This is a genomic window from Collinsella sp. HCP28S3_E9 (assembly GCF_052065455.1).
Lineage (GTDB): Bacteria > Actinomycetota > Coriobacteriia > Coriobacteriales > Coriobacteriaceae > Collinsella.
The window spans coordinates 98009-115124 of the sequence record NZ_JBQHTZ010000008.1 but is presented as its reverse complement, the minus strand read 5'-3'; the positions used below and the strand labels follow the sequence as shown (position 1 = coordinate 115124).

General features: G+C 57.1%; 13 protein-coding genes. 12 read left to right on the top strand and 1 reads right to left on the bottom strand.

The genetic code is table 11. The features are described from left to right. Positions 1 to 382: 382 nt before the first annotated feature. On the bottom strand, positions 383 to 520 hold the full coding sequence (locus ACTNA2_RS05580) for a hypothetical protein (RefSeq protein ID WP_441048835.1): 138 nt from the start codon (positions 518 to 520) through the stop codon (positions 383 to 385). Between the two features lie 419 nt (positions 521 to 939). On the opposite strand from ACTNA2_RS05580, the gene ACTNA2_RS05575 reads away from it, so the two are divergent. The 12 genes from ACTNA2_RS05575 to ACTNA2_RS05520 all read left to right on the top strand — a co-directional run bounded on the left by ACTNA2_RS05575 (position 940) and on the right by ACTNA2_RS05520 (position 17073). Then, the gene (locus ACTNA2_RS05575; RefSeq protein ID WP_441048834.1) at positions 940 to 2505 is read left to right on the top strand and encodes a DUF6119 family protein; all 1566 of its coding nucleotides are present in this window, start codon (positions 940 to 942) and stop codon (positions 2503 to 2505) included. A 76-nt stretch (positions 2506 to 2581) separates the two neighbouring features. After that, entirely contained in the window at positions 2582 to 3481 is a 900-nt protein-coding gene (locus ACTNA2_RS05570; protein WP_441048833.1) for a DUF4238 domain-containing protein, read from the top strand. Between the two features lie 273 nt (positions 3482 to 3754). Next, entirely contained in the window at positions 3755 to 4972 is a 1218-nt protein-coding gene (locus ACTNA2_RS05565) for an AAA family ATPase (RefSeq protein WP_441048832.1), read from the top strand. 1 nt (position 4973) lies between these two features. Further along, positions 4974 to 5642, top strand: a complete 669-nt coding sequence (locus ACTNA2_RS05560; protein WP_441048831.1) for an RloB family protein — start codon at positions 4974 to 4976, stop codon at positions 5640 to 5642. Between the two features lie 344 nt (positions 5643 to 5986). Further along, the gene (locus ACTNA2_RS05555; RefSeq protein WP_441048830.1) at positions 5987 to 8116 is read left to right on the top strand and encodes a hypothetical protein; all 2130 of its coding nucleotides are present in this window, start codon (positions 5987 to 5989) and stop codon (positions 8114 to 8116) included. Then, entirely contained in the window at positions 8113 to 9018 is a 906-nt protein-coding gene (locus ACTNA2_RS05550) for a hypothetical protein (protein WP_441048829.1), read from the top strand. The genes ACTNA2_RS05555 and ACTNA2_RS05550 overlap by 4 nt, the downstream gene beginning before the upstream one ends. Next, positions 9015 to 10895 carry a DUF2194 domain-containing protein gene (locus ACTNA2_RS05545; RefSeq protein WP_441048828.1) on the top strand — a complete coding sequence of 627 codons (1881 nt, stop codon included), beginning with the start codon at positions 9015 to 9017 and terminating at the stop codon, positions 10893 to 10895. Before ACTNA2_RS05550 ends, ACTNA2_RS05545 begins: the two co-directional genes overlap by 4 nt. After that, positions 10892 to 12319 (top strand): GT4 family glycosyltransferase PelF, encoded by a 1428-nt coding sequence (pelF, locus tag ACTNA2_RS05540; protein WP_441048827.1) that lies wholly within the window; start codon positions 10892 to 10894, stop codon positions 12317 to 12319. Before ACTNA2_RS05545 ends, pelF begins: the two co-directional genes overlap by 4 nt. 3 nt (positions 12320 to 12322) lie before the next feature. Further along, positions 12323 to 13867, top strand: coding sequence for an exopolysaccharide Pel transporter PelG (pelG, locus tag ACTNA2_RS05535; protein WP_441048826.1), 1545 nt, complete (start codon positions 12323 to 12325; stop codon positions 13865 to 13867). Next, complete coding sequence (locus ACTNA2_RS05530; RefSeq protein WP_441048825.1) at positions 13857 to 15626, top strand: CotH kinase family protein; 1770 nt, start codon at positions 13857 to 13859, stop codon at positions 15624 to 15626. The genes pelG and ACTNA2_RS05530 overlap by 11 nt, the downstream gene beginning before the upstream one ends. Then, complete coding sequence (locus ACTNA2_RS05525) at positions 15613 to 16404, top strand: polyphosphate polymerase domain-containing protein (RefSeq protein ID WP_441048824.1); 792 nt, start codon at positions 15613 to 15615, stop codon at positions 16402 to 16404. The genes ACTNA2_RS05530 and ACTNA2_RS05525 overlap by 14 nt, the downstream gene beginning before the upstream one ends. Positions 16405 to 16407: 3 nt before the next feature. Beyond that, positions 16408 to 17073, top strand: a complete 666-nt coding sequence (locus ACTNA2_RS05520; RefSeq protein ID WP_441048823.1) for a DUF4956 domain-containing protein — start codon at positions 16408 to 16410, stop codon at positions 17071 to 17073. Positions 17074 to 17116: the final 43 nt, after the last annotated feature.

Below are 17116 nucleotides of genomic sequence, written 5' to 3'. Positions count from 1 at the left end.
AGCTTGCGGACAGGGTCGAGGCGGCATAGGATATCAACCGTATTCCAGATTCTGGGACGCCGGGCCGACTCGCTTCGGATCGGGCACTACACCAACTTTCTCGACACTACCTCCCGGGCGGGCTCGCCAAAGTAACCGCCCGGGGAAACCATACGGCGAGGGCCGCGCCCCCGGTCCCCGGGGTGCGGCCGTCTTGCTTAAACTGCTCAATTTTTCGTGCTCACGGTGCTCATTTCCCAGTGATCACTCGGACCACTTCTTAGTGAACATCAACAAATCACGACAGTGTTGTCAACAATGTCGCTCTCCCGCACCGTGAACATGCAGTATATCGGCAAGAGCCAATGGGCGTAGATGCCCATGCCGTACGCCAGAGACGCTTCTAGTGGATCGCCCTGCTCTCCGGGCAGACCGTGGTAGTACCCGCTGCGTTTATATAGAGGCGCCCGTCCATCAGCTCGTTGATGTATGCCTCTTTGGACGCGAACTTCAGTAAGTAGACGATGTCGTCGTTCGGCATGGTGCTATCCTCTCATTTAGTGGGCGTGTCCTGAGCCGCCGCACGGGCCCAGGTGCTTTGTTCCAAAATAAGAGAGATTTCTTAAACCATCGCGCCAAGTTGACGTGCGCCTGGCACGGCTCAGAGTAGCGGTGTCTTAGGGTATGGGAGCCCTCGCTCGCGAAGAGTTTGGATGGGCATTGTTGGGCTGCGAGTGTCGGCTTCCTCTCTCAGACAGTAAATCGATCGGGTGAAGGGCACGCTCGCGATAACTGGGGTGCTTTTGTGCCGTGAGAGCAACTTTTGTTCAGTCTTAATTGAACGCGGCGAAGCGTTTAATCAGGGTTTCTCCCTTCTACATTTAGTGGAGACATTGCATTCGATCGGCCTATTCACGGGTATAAGGTGGCAGTCTGGTTCGATCGTGACGGGTGATGTTTATGGCTAAGCAAAAGATGTCGGTTTACCTTATTAAAGAGGGTTTTAATATTGGTGACGTCGTTGACTCCAATGACCCCTATATCCATAGGCACCTTCTAGAAGATGGTTCAGTGGTTTACACAAAGCCATCAGAACCTCATCCGCCAAAATGGATTGATTATTTTGACGGTCAACTGGAGTCCGATACTTTGCTGTCTTCTTCTGCAAGCGCTCTCCATCTGGTTCAAGTTGCCGTGACGGAGGACGATGAGCGTCTATTTGCCATTTCTTTTGGCTATGGTTTTACTTTGCTGGATAAAGAGACAGTCGAGGAGCGCTTTGGGCTTAAAGTGGCACTCAATCAGGCAATAGATGGTGGACTTCGCAAGCTAAAACGAACTGCAGTCTCAGGTAATGCTCGAAAGACCGACGAGCAAATGCCCCTTCCGTCTTCAGTTGATGCTTTTGAAATTGATGTCGAGCGCGATTTGCTGGAAGGAGTGACGGTAAGCGGCGGCGATGGACTGCTTGCAACTGGATCTATTACTGGGTCGGATTCTCTCGCATTGAGTGTTGGTGAGTCGGTAGAATCGATTCGAGACTATCTTAAGTCTGTCTATGCCGTTTATGTGCTTGATTCTTATAAGGCTAAATACGGTTGGGTCGACAGAATCGTTCCGGTGCGCAAGCGGTCACTCGAAGATGCGTTGAATTCTAAAGCCATTAGCCTCATTAATGCTCACGATCAAAATATATGGCTTGCAGTGCCGGAAATCCTTGAATGGGAGGCGGTCGCAGGCTTTCGTGTTGGATCAAAGGAATCTTTGCTTGACGATGTTTGTCTCGACATGGTCTATCCGGAACCGGAAAAGTTGCCTCAGAGCTACGAAGACCTTTGCAAAACCCGTATTTCTGTTATTGGACAGGCAGAGGGCTCGGTGATAAATAAATGGCGCGCATCTGAGTGCCTATATGGCGAGGTCGAATATCAAGGGGCCAGTTACTGTGCAAATAATGGAAAATGGTATCGAATTGATGGTGACTACAAATCATCGATTGAATCTCGCTTCTCTAAGATTCCGCTTTACCCAACGGAATTCCCAGAATATTTTAAGGGCGAATATGAGGGCCCGTATAACCAACGTGTCGTGGAGATGAATTCCTCGACCGAGTTGTTGCTAGACAAGAAGACCATTTACTACGGCGGTCGTGGCAGCCAGGTCGAGCTTTGTGACATCTTGTGTAAAGACGGTACGTTCATTCACGTTAAGCATTATCAAGGTTCTTCGACTTTAAGTCATCTGTTCAATCAGGGCTTGGTCTCGGCTCGTTTGGTAAAGGCAGATCCTAGTTTTAGGAAGTGCGCACAGGTTGTTCTAGACAAGATTGAACCTAATTGTTTTAAATTGGAAAGGGATTCGGTCAAACAGGTCGTTTTTGCGATTATCTCTAAACATGATGCGGTAAGGCCTGAGATTCCATTCTTTAGCAAAGTGGCACTAGATGCCGTGTGCTCTCAACTGGCCGCGATGGACATTGATGTCGCATTGGCGAGAATCAAGGAGGTCCGAGCCGATTGCGGTTGATTCATTGCTGCTAGTTCGGTCGCCGGCTGGGAACTCTTGCTCTTGATTGATTTGTTAATTGGAGAGGGGCGTGCTCATGCCTGGGGTTAAGAATCAGCACTACGTGCCGCGTTTTTATCTCAAATCGTTTACCGATGACTCGGGTTATCTCAGCGTTGTAAGACGCGACGCTGGTGGGTTGAAACCCGTCTTTCGAACGAAGCCCGAAAACGTTTGTGCTGAAAACTACCTCTATGAGGTCAGGCGACGTGGATCCCAAGGCGATGGCGGATTCATCGAGAAGGGCGTCATTGAAGATGGTCTTAGTAAAATCGAGAACTATCTTGCACCTACCTACCGATCGTTGCTCAGTTGTCTTGATTCCGGAAAACTGCCAAAAGGTGAAGAGTGCGTCGCGTTGATTTCTCGACTGGCATTTTTGCTTGCATCGCTCATTGCGAGGAATCCAAAATGGTTGAGCAAGATGAGAGGTGACGCTGGCGTTCACTCCGTCGAATTGTTGTCGAGCGCCTTTTTCTCTGACAAAGACATTTCTCAAATGGATTTGGCGGGCTATAGGAATGAATTTGAAGCCATTGTCGAGCTTGCTTGTCTGGATACAGCGCTGTTCAGGTTCGATAAGGGCGCGCCAGTGTACGATTTACTTGTCTTATTGCTCGACATGGATTGCTTGTTTTATATAGCGCCAGAAGGCTCTGAGTTTATAACCTCGTCACTTCCTGCGCATGCAGAGTGGAAGGAGGAACGCGACAAAGACCCTTGCGGCTTCTACTTCCCATTGACCCCTCGTTATGCTGTCGTATTTGGACAAAGACTGGAAGAGGGTCGCTGTGTTTCCATCTCTCATCTGGCTGATTTTGCAGTCGATTCATTTAATCGCATGCTCATGAACGGTGACGGTTTGTGGGATTTTCTGATCGCAGGAGATCGGTCTAAATTGGAGCGTCTTGTTGAGGAATATCGAGACGGGGTTTAGACCGAGTGATTATTTGCTCGCTTAAGTACTGCTGAATATCGTGGGTCTGCATCGCTGATATTGCGCCTGGGCATCAGGGCCAAATTAGCTTGAGTAATCTGTCCTACGCTATCTGCATTTCTTCTATGTTTTACCGTGTTATGTGGTTCAGTCTGTTCTTTGCACCTTAGGCCTTCAGGTGCCTTAAGCACTTGATTTTGCCTACTTAAATCCTATAATCAAAGAAAAACTCTGAAATACCTTTTCAAAACAATGAAAGGAAAGTTGAGGAGGATGCTTTGTCAGTTTTCCTTCAGGAACTATAGGTCCTATCGCGACGAGGCGGAGCTTTCCATGCAAGCGACGCCGATGAGGGAGTTTGAGCGCTCCCTTATCGAGTGTCCCGATGGGCAGAACTTTCTGCCGGTGGCTGCGGTGTACGGACCCAACGCTGGCGGCAAGTCCAACCTACTCGAAGCTCTTGACTACGTTCGTTCGGCTGTGGCCAGACCGATCAGATTGCTGTCAGCTAGCTCTGATGCGCCAGAGGGCAATCGTCCTTCGATACCCCGTTGTTCGGCGTTCGAGTTCGATGATGTGTCTGCTCTCGAGCCTACCGAGTTCGAGCTCTACTACCGCGCGGGCGAGCATGAGTACCGTTATGCCCTGTCCGTGCATGCCGACGAGATCGTGTCCGAGGGACTGTGGCGGCGCAAATTGGGAGCTTCGCGTACGGCAATGTTGTTCGAGCGCGAGGGTGCTGAGGTCGAGCTCGGTCCCACGCTGCGCAAACTTGTGACGGCTGCGAGATTCAACCCGAGCCTGCCGTACCTGTCGTTTCTCTGCATCAACTTTGATGCGCCGGTGATCAAGGAGGCTGCCAGCTGGTTTCTTGATGGCGTGTTCCTGAACTACAACAGCTCTTACCTGGAGCGGATGCTCGAGCAATTGCTAGACGAGGCGGAGTCGCCCGAGGTCACGCGTTTTCTGCGCGCCGTCGACGTACGCATCGATGGCTTTAGGGTGGAGAAGGCCCCGGAATGGCGCGGCCAGCGCGTCTTTGTGAGGCACGAGGTGGACGGCAAGGGCTATGAGCTGCGCCTTTCTGAGGAGTCAGCCGGAACACAGAAGCTCATGGGGCTAGCTGCATATCTGATGACTGCGCTCGAGCGCGGCGCTACCGTTGTGGTCGACGAACTTGACGCCAAGCTTCACCCGAAGCTCCTGCGCTACGTGATTCTGTTGTTTAAGGATCCCGAGGTCAACAAGAGCGGCGCGCAGCTCATCTTCTCGTCCCAGGACGTATCCACAATGCGAAACGACGTGTTCCGCCGCGACGAGATATGGTTTGCCGCACGCGGTGAGGGGGAGGCGAGCCAACTGTGGTCGCTCGCCGACATCCACGAGGCAAATGGCAACTTGGTTAGCAAGAATGCTGCTTTCGATAAGCAGTACCTGTCTGGTCGTTACGGTGCCGACCCGTATCTCACTCGCATCGAGGAGTGGGATTAACATGGCAGCGAAGAAGTCGAAGGGCTGGCGTAGTGGCAAACGCGAGGTTCGCCCGCGCATGGTGCAGATGACGCGCCACCTCGTGGTGACCGAGGGCAAGGAGACTGAGCCTCGCTACTTCGAGGGCGTGCGTGCTGCTTTGTGCGCGGCAAACGAACGCAAGGTTGCCGTTATCGTTAAGGGAACGGGCAAACACACGCTCGACCTGCTTGACTTCGCTGTCGAACATTGCCGCTATGCTCCTGAGACTTTCGACCATGTGTGGCTCGTGTTTGATAAGGATGACTTCCCTGCATCCGATTTTGATGCGATGGAGAGCAAATGCGCCGAGCTCACCGATGGATTGAGGACGTTCCATGCGCTGTGGTCGAATCCCTGCTTTGAGCTGTGGCCCCTTCTGCACCTTCGATATACGACGGCCCCCATGTCGGCTGCAGAGTGCCAGCGTAGCCTCGCTCAAGCGATGTCTAAAGACCTGGGCATAGAGTACCGCAAGAACTTGGCAGGGCTGTTCGACGTGGTGGACGGCAAACGAGGCGAGGCGTTGCAGCGTGCTGGGCGCCTCGTCACATACCATAGGGGGCTGGGTAACGTTAAGCCATCTTCGCAAAACCCTGCAACCAAGGTGGGCGAAATATTCGATGTAATCGGGCCGTATCTGGTTGGCTAGTCGAGTCTGTGGATTGGCTTTCCGGTTGGGCGATTGGCGGATTGTGATGCGCTATTGCAAATCCGGTGCGTAGGAGAAGTGCGGAGAAAAATCGAAACTCGCCGAGCATAGCCCGATTTTAGGCAACAAAACCGCAGGCCGCTGCTGCCTAAACCCGGGTCTGGTCGGCAGATATCGGATTTTCACCGTACTTCCGGATTGGGCGCTCATTCAGCACCCTCGTCGCCCCCACATCCTCTGAAGATGTTCTTAAAACTGCCTTAAAGGCGTCCCGGCTCGCGTTGACGGCGTACAATACGCATGTTTGACTATGGCAAATGTGGAATTAAGGGGAGGGGTGCGCCATGGAGGTGCTGGTTGTTGGCAACACCGCATATGTTGACGATGACTTTTGTGCCAAGGCGTTCCCCGGGGACCATGTTAAGGTCGTCGCTGCCGCGGAAGCGCGCCGCGACGAGTCATCGCCCCATGCCTCGTGGAATGAGCTCCTCCAGCACTTGGAGCAGGCCTACGAGTTCGACCGCGTGGTCTACCTATCCAATTACCTTACCCCGCATACCGATATCGTGGGCGATATCGAGCTGCTGCGCTCGGTCTTTCGTGCGTGCGCGGGTCGCCGGGTCCAGCTGCTGTATGTGGCGGGGCCCGCGGGTGCCGCCGATGCCACGGGGCGAACGGGCAAGGGCATTATCGCGCGCGCAGCCAACGACCTGTGCCGCTACTACGCTGCTCGCGAGGGCTTTCAAACCAAGATCCTGCGCGTGCCGTTCCTGTATACCGCGTCTGCCGCGCTGGATGATCCGTTTTTGGTGCCGCTGTTCGACGCGTGCTCAACCGGATCGGTCGCTTTGCAGGGCGCGGAGGGCGCGCCGTTTCCGCTGCTGTGTGCCGAGGAGCTCGCGGTGCTGGTGCATCGCATCTTTGACAGCTGGGACGCCTCCTTTGAGACGCTCGATGTTGCCGATGCCTTCCATCACACGTCAGGTGAGGTGGGCGAGGCCCTCAAGGCACTGTGCCCAGGGCTCTCAGTTGCCTATGGCGATTCTGCCGGCTATGCCCTGCCCGTCAGCGACATCGTTCGCGTTCGCTATGGCTGGTTTCAGCGCTACGACCCGTTTCGTGATCTTTCGACCATTCATGCTCGCTGGGATGCTGGCCGCGCAGGGAAGATCAACCCCTTGCGCGCCGCTATCGACCGCATCCAGATGCACACGCTGCCTATTAAATGCCTGGAGACGGGCGTTGCCTGGGTCCTGTTCGAGGTGCTGGAGTATTTGTTCTCGCAATCTGCCCAGCTCAACGTGCTCGATTATCGCCTGCTCTACGTCGTGCTCATCGGCACGCTGTATGGCTTGGACTTTGGTTTGGCTGCGGCACTGCTGGCATCGGTTGGGTTGGCTGTGAGCTACTTTACCCAGTATGGCTATACCTTCCAGGGCCTCTTTTACGAGCCGTCCAACTGGCTGCCGTTTATCGCGTACTTTGTGGTGGGTGCCGTATGCGGCTACGTGCAGCTGCGCAACAACGAGGCCATTAAGGTGGAGCGCGACCAAAACGAACTCGTGCGTAATCGCAATACATTCCTCACGCAGCTCTATCACGATGCTATCGAGGACAAGCGCACCTACAAGCGCCAAATTGTGGGGCGTCACGATAGCTTTGGCAAGATCTTTGCCGTGACGCAAGAGCTCGACGTGCTCAACCCGCGCGACATCTACCGCAAGTGCTGTGAGCTCATGGGTGAGATTCTCGAAAACAATTCGGTGACGATCTACCACGTTTCGGGCGGGGCGTTTGCACGTCTGGTGGCGGCGAGTCCCGTGATTGCCGAAGACGCCACGCGCTCGATCTCGCTTGATCAGCTTGCGCCCCTTTTGAGCGGCGAGGGTTGTTCGAGCCTGTGGGTCAATCGCGAGCTGACGCCGGGACTTCCCATGTTTGGATATACGATCGAGCGCGACGGGGCGCCCGCCGTGTTGATCTTTGTGCGTCGTGCGGCCGAGAACCAAATGACGCTCTATTACCAAAACCTGTTCCGCATCTTGTGCGGACTGGTCGAAAGCGCGCTGGGCCGTGCCTTTGACTATGAGGCGGTGGCGCAGGATAAACGCTGCGTCGATGGCACGTGCGTGCTCAAGCAGGCGGCCTTTGGTCAAGAGCTCGCGGCCGAGCAGGCGCTGTCGGATGGCAAGATGGGCAGCTTTTTGCTCCTGCGCGTGGTGCCGGGCATGGAGCCTGTCGGCGAGCTGGTGGGCGCAATTGGGTCGGCAATCCGCGAGAGCGATGCGGCGGGCCTGGTCGACGGTGACGTGCTTTACCTGCTTATGCGCCAGGCAAAGGCGTGCGACCTCCCCATTATCCGCGAGCGCCTGAGCGCGAAGCGGATTGCGGTGGAGCCCGTCGACGGCGAGGACATCGTGGCGCTTCTGCAGCACATCGCTGACACCGGTGACGGTGAGGGGGATGTCGCTTGATCTCGCTTGTCGTTGCTGCCGTCTTGCTGCTGATTCATGCGCTGGTTTGTCTGGTGTTGTGGACGCTTATGAAGTTGGGCCTGCTGCCGGTGCGCGGGCATATGCTGGCCGTGATGGTACTCGTGCCGTTGTGGGGACCGCTGCTGGTGGTGCTGCTTATCACGCGTAGCGCCGTGTTTGGCGCGGACCTTAAGGACGCCACGCTAGAGTCGCTGCGCATTAACGACGAGCTGCATCGCAGCATCTTGGTGCACGACCGTGAAGCCGATGCGGGCGTGATCCCGCTCGAGGAGGCGCTCATCGTCAACGACCCTGCAGACCGGCGCCGCCTCATGCTCTCCATGCTTACCGAGGAGCCCGATGCGTATCTGGCGCAGCTGCAGGCGGCTAAGCTGAACGACGACGTTGAAGTGGCGCACTATGCCGCGACGGCGGTGGCGCAGATCTCCAAGGAGTCCGACCTTAAACTGCAGCAGCTGGAGCGCGCCTTTAAGACCGACCCGAGCGCGCAAAACCTCAACGAATACTGCGATTTTCTTGGTGAGTATTTAGACTCGGGTTTGGCTGAGGGGCGCGTGGCTCAGATTCAGCGTCAACAGTACGCACGTCTGCTTGCGCGCCGCTGCGAGCGCGAGGACACCTTTGAGCTGCGTATTCGGTATGCGACGGCGCTGGCCGATGTCGGACAGATCGACGAGGCGCAGGCCGTGACCGACCAGCTCGTGCTCGACGCGCCCGAGGAGCAGGAGGTTTGGATGCTTTGCCTGCGCCTGGCCGTGATGCGCCGCGACGGTGACGAGGTCCACCGCGTGATCGATGCGATCGACAAACAGCATGTGTACTTGAGCGCCGCCAACCGCGAGGAGCTGGCTTTTTGGCGCGACGGGGAGGAGGCCCGATGAGCGTGGTTCAGCATATCCGCGACCGTGCGGGCCATTTTCGCTGGATGGGCCTGCTCGTGGTGTGGGCGGTCTTTATTGCCATGGCCGCCGTGCTGCTGGTGGAGCGTGCCGGCGTGCAGTACAGTGCGGGCCAGCATAAGCTGGGGATGCTTGCCGCCAACGATGCGGTGCCGGCCTCCTCGGCAATATTTGGTCAAAAGCCCACGTGCCTGGTCATTACCGATTCCGATCAGACGGGCGTCGAGGACGTAAAGGAGCAGTTCGACCAGATTCTGCTCGACATGAAGATCGCGCACCGCGACGTGGACCTTGCCCTGGACGGCGCGGATGCCATTCCCTCGCTGACGTCCTTCGATCGCGTGATTTTGCTCATGCCGTCGCTCGATGGGCTCGGTACGCACCTCACCGACCTGATGAGCTGGGTGAATGCCGGCGGCTCGCTCATGCTGGGTATGACGCCGGAGAACTCCGGCTATATTCAAGCCGTTGCACCCAAGTTTGGCATCGATACCGTTGGATATGAGTACACCACGGCAGAAAGTATCGTCCCGAGCAAGGACTTTATGATCGGTGGTGGCCAGCGCTACGAGTTATCGGACCCCTTTAAATCGTCACTGCTGGTTTCGCTGCGCGAGACGGCGCACGTGTGGGCCAAAACCGGCGATACGGGTACGCCCCTTGTTTGGTCGAGCGATTGCGGCAGCGGACATACCGTGGTGTGCAACTTTGGCATTTACAGCAAGGTCATGCGCGGGTTTTACGCCGCGGCGATCAGCTTGCTCGGCGATGCCACGGCCTACCCGGTCATCAACAGCGCCGTCTTCTATCTGGATGACTTTCCCAGCCCCGTGCCCTCGGGCGACGGCACCTACATCAAGCGCGACTACGGGCTTTCCATCGCCGACTTTTATGCCAAGGTCTGGTGGCCTGATCTACAAAAGCTCGCGCAAAAATACGGCATTCGCTATACCGGCGTGATGATCGAAAACTACGAGGACGCGGTCAACCAGACCGAGCCCGCGCGCCAGGCCGATACCACGCAGTTTCGCTACTTTGGCGGCATGCTGCTGCAGATGGGCGGAGAGCTGGGCTTTCACGGCTACAACCATCAGCCGCTGGCGCTCTGGGACACCGACTATGGCACGCTGTACGACTACAAGACGTGGAAGAACAAGGAGACGCTTGTTGCATCGCTCAACGAGCTTATCGCCTTTCAGGACGAGGTGCTACCCAACGCGCACGGTTCGGTCTACGTGCCGCCGTCAAACATCCTTTCGGCCCGCGCTCGCAAGATTATTGGCGAGGACGTGCCGCGCATTAAGACCATCGCCAGTACGTATTTTGAGGATGGCACCGACCTGCCGTACGCGCAGGAGTTTAGCGTGGCGAGCGATGGCATCGTGGAGCAGCCGCGTATTGTCTCGGGCGGCATGGTCGACGATTCCTATATGCGCCTGGCTGCCGTGTCCGAGCTCAACATGCACTATGTGAGTACGCACTTTATGCACCCGGACGACTTGCTCGATCCCGATCGCGGCGCCAGGCAAGGCTGGGAGATCTATAAGGGCGGCCTGACCGACTACCTGGACTGGCTTACCAAGTCTGCGCCCGACCTGCGTCGCCAGACCGGCTCGGAATGCTCGGGCGCCATCCAGCGCTTTTCGTCCGTGACGGTGAGCGTGGATACAGATGCGGATGCCTGGACGCTCAACCTGAGCAATTTTCACGACGAGGCGTGGCTCATGTTCCGCGCCAATAACGGCGAGCCGGGTGCAGTCACGGGCGGCGAGATTACGCATCTGACGGGCGACCTGTACCTGGTCAAAGCTACGGACAAGACGTTGACCATTGCGCGCAAGGAGGGTAGCGACAAATGAGAATCTGCTTGGTACTCGAAGGTTGCTATCCCTATGTGCACGGTGGCGTGTCCACCTGGATGCATGGCTATATACAGGCCATGCCCGAGCACGAGTTTGTGCTGTGGGTGATTGGCGCGCATGCGGCCGACCGCGGCAAGTTTGTCTACGAGCTGCCTGGTAACGTGGTCGAGGTACACGAGGTGTTTCTGGACGACGCCTTGCGCCTTTCGGGCGAGCAGGAAGAGGCGGACTTTAACGACCGCGAGCGCGAGGCGCTGCGCCGCCTGGTGTCGCTTTCCAATCCGGATTGGGACGTGCTGTTCGATATCTTCCAGCGTCGTCGCGTGCATCCGCTCTCGTTTTTGCAGAGCCGCACGTTTATGGATATCTTTCGCGACGTGTGCCTGGCCGAGTACCCCTACACGCCTTTTGCCGACGCATTCCATACCATGCGCTCCATGCTGCTGCCCGTGCTCTACCTGCTGGGCAGCGAGGTGCCGGTGGCCGATGTGTACCACGCCATCTCGACCGGCTACGGCGGCCTGCTCGCCTGCTTGGGTTCAAGCGTTCATCATGCGCCGGTGCTGCTCACCGAGCACGGCATCTACACGCGCGAGCGCGAGGAAGAGATTATTCGCGCCGACTGGGTGGTGCCGTCGTTTAAGGACCGCTGGATTCGCTTTTTCTACCTGCTTTCGGAGGAGATCTACCGTCGTGCTTTTCGCGTGACGAGCCTGTTTCACAATGCCCGCAATACGCAGATCGATATGGGCTGCGATGCGGATAAATGCCTGGTCATCCCCAATGGCATTCAGTTCGACCGCTTTAAGGACATTCCCTTAAAGCCCGATGACGGCTGGGTTGACATTGGCGCGGTGGTGCGCCTGGCGCCCATCAAGGACGTCAAGACCATGATCTATGCCTTCTTTGAGCTGCACGAGCGCGTCCCTAAGGTGCGCCTGCATATCATGGGCGGCGTGGACGACGAGGAGTACGGCGCCGAGTGCCATGCGCTGGTCGATACCCTGGGCGTGCGCGACCTGATCTTTACCGGCCGCGTCAACGTGGTCGAGTACATGGAAAAGCTGGACTTTACCATTTTGACGAGCATCTCCGAGGGCCAGCCGCTCAGCGTGCTGGAGTCGCTTGCCGCGCGTCGTCCCTGTGTGACGACCGAGGTGGGCTGCTGCCGTGAGCTGCTCGAAGGCGCCCCGGGCGACGACTTTGGCGTGGCGGGATTTGTGACGCCGCCTATGTATCGCAAGGGCCTGGCCGATGCCATGGAGCGCATGTGCGCAAGCCGTGCCCGTCGCATTGAGATGGGGGAGCGCGGCCAGCGTCGCGTTGCCACGTACTTTTTGCACGAGCAGATGCTCGCCAACTATCGCGCGCTGTACGACGAGACAGCGCGTGCGTATGATTTGCCCAGAGAGGGGGAGTAGCCGGTGGCCGGAATCGGTTTTGAGCTCAAGCGCCTGTTTAGACGCAAGGGTCTGTTTGCCACGATGCGCGCCTACGGCTACGCCGGCATTGTGTGCACGGGCCCCATGCTGCTGGGCGTGCTGCTCCAGGTGGGTATCTTGGTGCTGTGCGGTTTGTGGGGTGTGGGCCGCGCCAACCAGGATTTGCTGGTGTGCATGGTGACCTATACGCTGCTGGCGTCGCTTACGCTCACCAGCTTTTTCTCCATGCCGGTCACGCGCTTTTTGGCGGACATGCTGTTTGCGGAGCGCGAGGATGAGATTCTGCCCTCGTTTTGGGGTTCCAACGCCATCATGCTGGTTACGGGCACGGCGCTCTACGGCGTCTTTTTGCTGTTTTCGGGCGCCACGCTGCTTCAGGGGTTGCTGTGCCTGTGGCTGTTCAACATTATGATCGTCAACTGGAACGGCATGAACTACCTCACCGCTATTAAGGACTACCGTGGCATTCTGTGCAGCTTTGTGGCTGCCATTGGCGTGGCGTGCCTGTGCGCCCTGGCTGCGCTGGCGCTGGGGCTGCCGCCGGTCGAGGGCCTACTGGCATCAATCGCCCTGGGCTACGGCGTCATGCTCGCCTGGGACGTGGTGCTGCTGTACCGGTATTTTCCGCAGAGTGACCGCAGCCCCTGGCTCTTTTTGCGCTGGCTCGATCAGTTTATGCCGCTGGCGCTCACGGGCCTGTTTACCAACCTGGGGCTCTTTGCGCACCTGGTAATTATTTGGGCCGGCCCCATTGGCGTGCAGGTCAAGGGCTTGTTTTATGGCGCGCCCTACCACGATGTTCCGGCGCTCATCGCGTTTTTGACGATCCTGGTCACGACCGTCAACTTTGTGGTCTCGGTCGAGGTCAACTTTTATCCGCGCTACCGCGACTACTACAGCCTGTTCAACGACGGCGGCGTAGTGGGCGACATCGTGGTGGCCGAGGAGGAGATGCTCTCCACGCTCAACAGCGAACTGCGCTTTTGCGCGCTCAAGCAGCTGTTTGTGACGGCGGCGGTCATTTCGCTCGAGACCACGGTGCTCTCGGCCCTGCCGCTGGGCTTTAACAGTCTTATGCACGGGTATTTTCGCACGCTATGCGTGGGCTATGGCCTGTATGCCGTGGGCAATACGGTGATGCTCGTCTTGCTGTACTTTACCGACTACAAGGGGGCCGTGCTGGCCTCGGGCCTGTTTGCCGGTGTGGCGGGGCTGGCGACTGCCGTGTCGCTGCTTTTGCCGCAGCAGTTTTACGGCTTTGGCTTTTTGTTGGGTGCGGCGGTGTTTTTTATCGTGGCGCTGCTGCGGCTCGATACCTATACTGCCAACTTGCCGTATCGTATTCTGAGTCAACAGCCCATGGTGGCGACCGACAAGACGGGTCGCTTTACACAGCTGGGCCGCTTGCTCGACCGTGCCGAGCGGCGCTATGAGGAAGCCCGCCATAAGGGCGAGCCACATGGCGCGTTTGAACGCACGGTGGTCCGTGTGTATCGCAACCATTGGGGAGGTCCTGATGACCGATAGGATGATATCGCGTCGCCGCTTGATTGAGGCGGCTGCCGGCACACTGCTGCTTTCGGGCTGCTCTGCGCAGGACGAATCCTCGACAAAAAAGGCCAAGAAGCAGGGCAAGATTAACAAGGCCGAGACCTCGGGAGAGGCCAAGCACCTGCGCGATAAGGACGAACTGTACGAGGTCTACGACGACTCGGGCATTGTGACCATGTACCTAACGGTCTCGCGAGGCAACAGCTCCGAGAACACCGATCATAGCTGGGCCGAGATTAATACGTACTCGGTTTACGACTATGCCGACATGGGCGTGACACGCTATCAGGTTATGGGCCTGCTGCAGCCAGGCGATGATAAGGGCCCCGTTGCTGGCGAGGTGGGCTATGGCGAGGAGGCTCCCAACGCCACCGTGCAAGTGCGCGGTCAGACGTCGAGTACCTATACGCAAAAGAACTATAAGGTGGAGCTCAAAAAGGGCAAGGGCACGTGGCGTCAGCAGCGCGCGATTGCGCTCAACAAGCATATGGGCGAGGGCATGCGCTTTCGTAACAAGATGGCCTACGATTTGATCCGTGGCATTCCCCAGATGATGGGCCTGCGCACGCAGTTTGTGCACTTATGGGTGTGCGACCAGACCGAAAAATCCAACGACACCTTTGAAGACTACGGTCTGTTTACGCAGGTCGAGCAGCTCAACAAGACGGCGCTCAAGGCCCACGGTCTGGATAAGAGCGGGCATCTGTATAAGGTGAACAGCTTCGATTTCCATCGCTTTGAGGACACCATTAAGCTCACCGATGACCCCGACTATAACCAGGCGGCTTTTGAGGGCATGCTCGAGATTAAGGGCGACTCGGACCACACCAAGCTCATCGAGATGCTCGATGCGCTCAACGACGAATCGCAAAAGATCGATGACGTGCTCGACACCTACTTTGATACCGAGAACCTGGTCTATTGGCTGGCGTTTCAGATTCTGACGGGCAACTGCGACACGCAGAACCGTAACTGCTATCTGTACAGCCCGCTTAACTCCAAGGTTTGGTACATCCTGGATTGGGATAACGACGGCATGCTGCGCAAGCTCGAGTTGAGCCTGACGGGGTTCTCGGATTATGCGAGCTGGGAGCGCGGCGTGAGCAACTACTGGGGCAACGTGCTGTTTAACCGCGCGTTGCGCAGCAAGTCGTTCCGCAGCGAACTCGACCGTGCCGTCAAGGACTTGCGCTCGTATTTGACCGAGGAACGTCTGGCCAGGATGATCAAGCACTACCGTGAGGTTACCGAATCCCTGGTCTTTGCCTCGCCCGATATCGACAATCTGCCTGTCACCAAGGACCAATACGAGCAGATCGCCGCGGCGATTCCCTCCGAGATCGAGGAGAACTACAAGAGCTATTGCGAAAGCTATAAAAAGCCCATGCCGTTCTACATTGGCGTGCCGCAGATTGAAAACGGCAAGTTGCGTGTGAACTGGGATGCCGCGTACGACTTTGAGGCGCGCGATATTCGCTATACCGTGGAGCTTGCGCGCGACTACGCCATCAATGACGTGCTTTTTAAGGCCGAAGACGTGCTGCTGCCTGAGGTGACGTGCGAAGCGCCCGATACCGGTCAGTATTTTGTACGCGTGCGTGCCACCAACTCCGACGGCTATACGCAAGATGCGTTTGACTGCTATGTGACCGACGATGGCAAGCAGTACGGCATGAAGTGCTTTTACGTGCAAGACGGCGGTAAGGTCGTGGAGGACACGTATGAGGAGGGCTAGCGCGTTGCTTGAGCGCCTGGCGGCCCCGCCTGCGCGTGCCACGCAGGAGCGTTATCGCCACGAGCTCAAATATCTCATTAACGAGGGCGAGCACTCCGCGCTTGCCTGTCGCATGGCGCCGGTTTTTAAACTGGACAAGCATGCGCGCTCGGGTGGTTACACCATTCGCAGCCTGTACTTTGACGACTACTGCAACTCGGCCTACGAGGAAAAAGACGCCGGTATTCTCATGCGCAAAAAGTATCGCGTGCGCATCTATAACGGCAGCGACAGGGTGATTAAGCTCGAGCGCAAAAAGAAGTACGGCAGTTGGATCTACAAGGAGGACGCGCCGCTCACGCGCGGCGAGTTTGAGCAGATCCTGGCTGGCGACTACGGCTTTTTGCTGAGGAGCCCGCACCAACTCTGCCGCGAGTTCTACATCGAGTGTATCTGCAACATGATGCGCCCGCGGACCATCGTGGACTACGAGCGCGAGCCGTGGGTGATGGATGAGGGCACCGTGCGCATTACGTTTGACATGAACGTGCGTGCCGCGGTGGGTAGCTTTGACATCTTTGACGCGACCTTGCCCGCGCTGCCCGTGCTGGAGCCCGGCAAGCTGGTGATGGAGGTCAAGTTTACCGAGTTTTGTCCGCAGCTGGTGCGCGATATGGTGCCGCCGGGCGCGGCCGAGCTTACGGCGGTTTCCAAGTACTGCCTGTGTTACGAAAAGACCGCCTACCTGCGCGGTTTTAACTACTGGGAATCGGATTTTGAGAACCGAGGGGATATTTAGACCATGAGCACCAGGGACTTTTTTAAGAACTCCGTCTTGGAGGCGTTTGGTCAGGTCGACCCTGCCAAGATCGGCCTGTCACTGCTCGTGGCGCTCGCCATGGGCATCCTGATCTATTACGTGTACAAGCGCTTTTTTACCGGCGTGGTGTATTCGCGTAGCTTTGCCGTGACGCTCGTGGGCATGTGCGTGCTCACCTGCATGGTCACGCTCGCGATCTCGACAAACGTGGTCATCTCACTCGGTATGGTCGGTGCTCTGTCCATCGTCCGCTACCGTACGGCGGTCAAGGACCCGCTCGACCTGCTGTATCTGTTTTGGTCCATTACCACGGGCATTACGGCGGGAGCCGGCATGTATGCACTCGTGGGGCTCACGGCAGCAGTGATCGTGCTGATGATCGCCGGCTTTGCGAGCCGCCAGGACAAGTCGCGCGTGTACATGATGGTCATTCACTACACGGACCAGACCACTGGCGACGATATCGTGCGCGCGTTTGGGCGCACCAAGTTCACCGTTAAGTCCAAGACTATGCGCGGCGACAAGGTGGAGATGGCCGTCGAGGTGTTCTCTGACGGTGTGGATATGCCCTATGCCGACGCCATCCGTGCCCTCGATGGCGTGGAGGACCTAACGCTCATCCAATACAACGGCGAATACCACGGCTAGAACCCTAGCGAGTAGATTGGGGAAACATCCGCATCGTGGGCTT

Coding starts and splice junctions, on each gene's coding strand:
- ACTNA2_RS05580 (WP_441048835.1), bottom strand. CDS start 520: ATGCCGAACGACGACATCGTCTACTTACTGAAGTTCGCGTCCAAAGAG.
- ACTNA2_RS05570 (WP_441048833.1), top strand. CDS start 2,582: ATGCCTGGGGTTAAGAATCAGCACTACGTGCCGCGTTTTTATCTCAAA.
- pelF (WP_441048827.1), top strand. CDS start 10,892: ATGAGAATCTGCTTGGTACTCGAAGGTTGCTATCCCTATGTGCACGGT.
- ACTNA2_RS05575 (WP_441048834.1), top strand. CDS start 940: ATGGCTAAGCAAAAGATGTCGGTTTACCTTATTAAAGAGGGTTTTAAT.
- ACTNA2_RS05545 (WP_441048828.1), top strand. CDS start 9,015: ATGAGCGTGGTTCAGCATATCCGCGACCGTGCGGGCCATTTTCGCTGG.
- ACTNA2_RS05565 (WP_441048832.1), top strand. CDS start 3,755: ATGCTTTGTCAGTTTTCCTTCAGGAACTATAGGTCCTATCGCGACGAG.
- ACTNA2_RS05530 (WP_441048825.1), top strand. CDS start 13,857: ATGACCGATAGGATGATATCGCGTCGCCGCTTGATTGAGGCGGCTGCC.
- ACTNA2_RS05520 (WP_441048823.1), top strand. CDS start 16,408: ATGAGCACCAGGGACTTTTTTAAGAACTCCGTCTTGGAGGCGTTTGGT.
- ACTNA2_RS05525 (WP_441048824.1), top strand. CDS start 15,613: ATGAGGAGGGCTAGCGCGTTGCTTGAGCGCCTGGCGGCCCCGCCTGCG.
- ACTNA2_RS05560 (WP_441048831.1), top strand. CDS start 4,974: ATGGCAGCGAAGAAGTCGAAGGGCTGGCGTAGTGGCAAACGCGAGGTT.
- ACTNA2_RS05555 (WP_441048830.1), top strand. CDS start 5,987: ATGGAGGTGCTGGTTGTTGGCAACACCGCATATGTTGACGATGACTTT.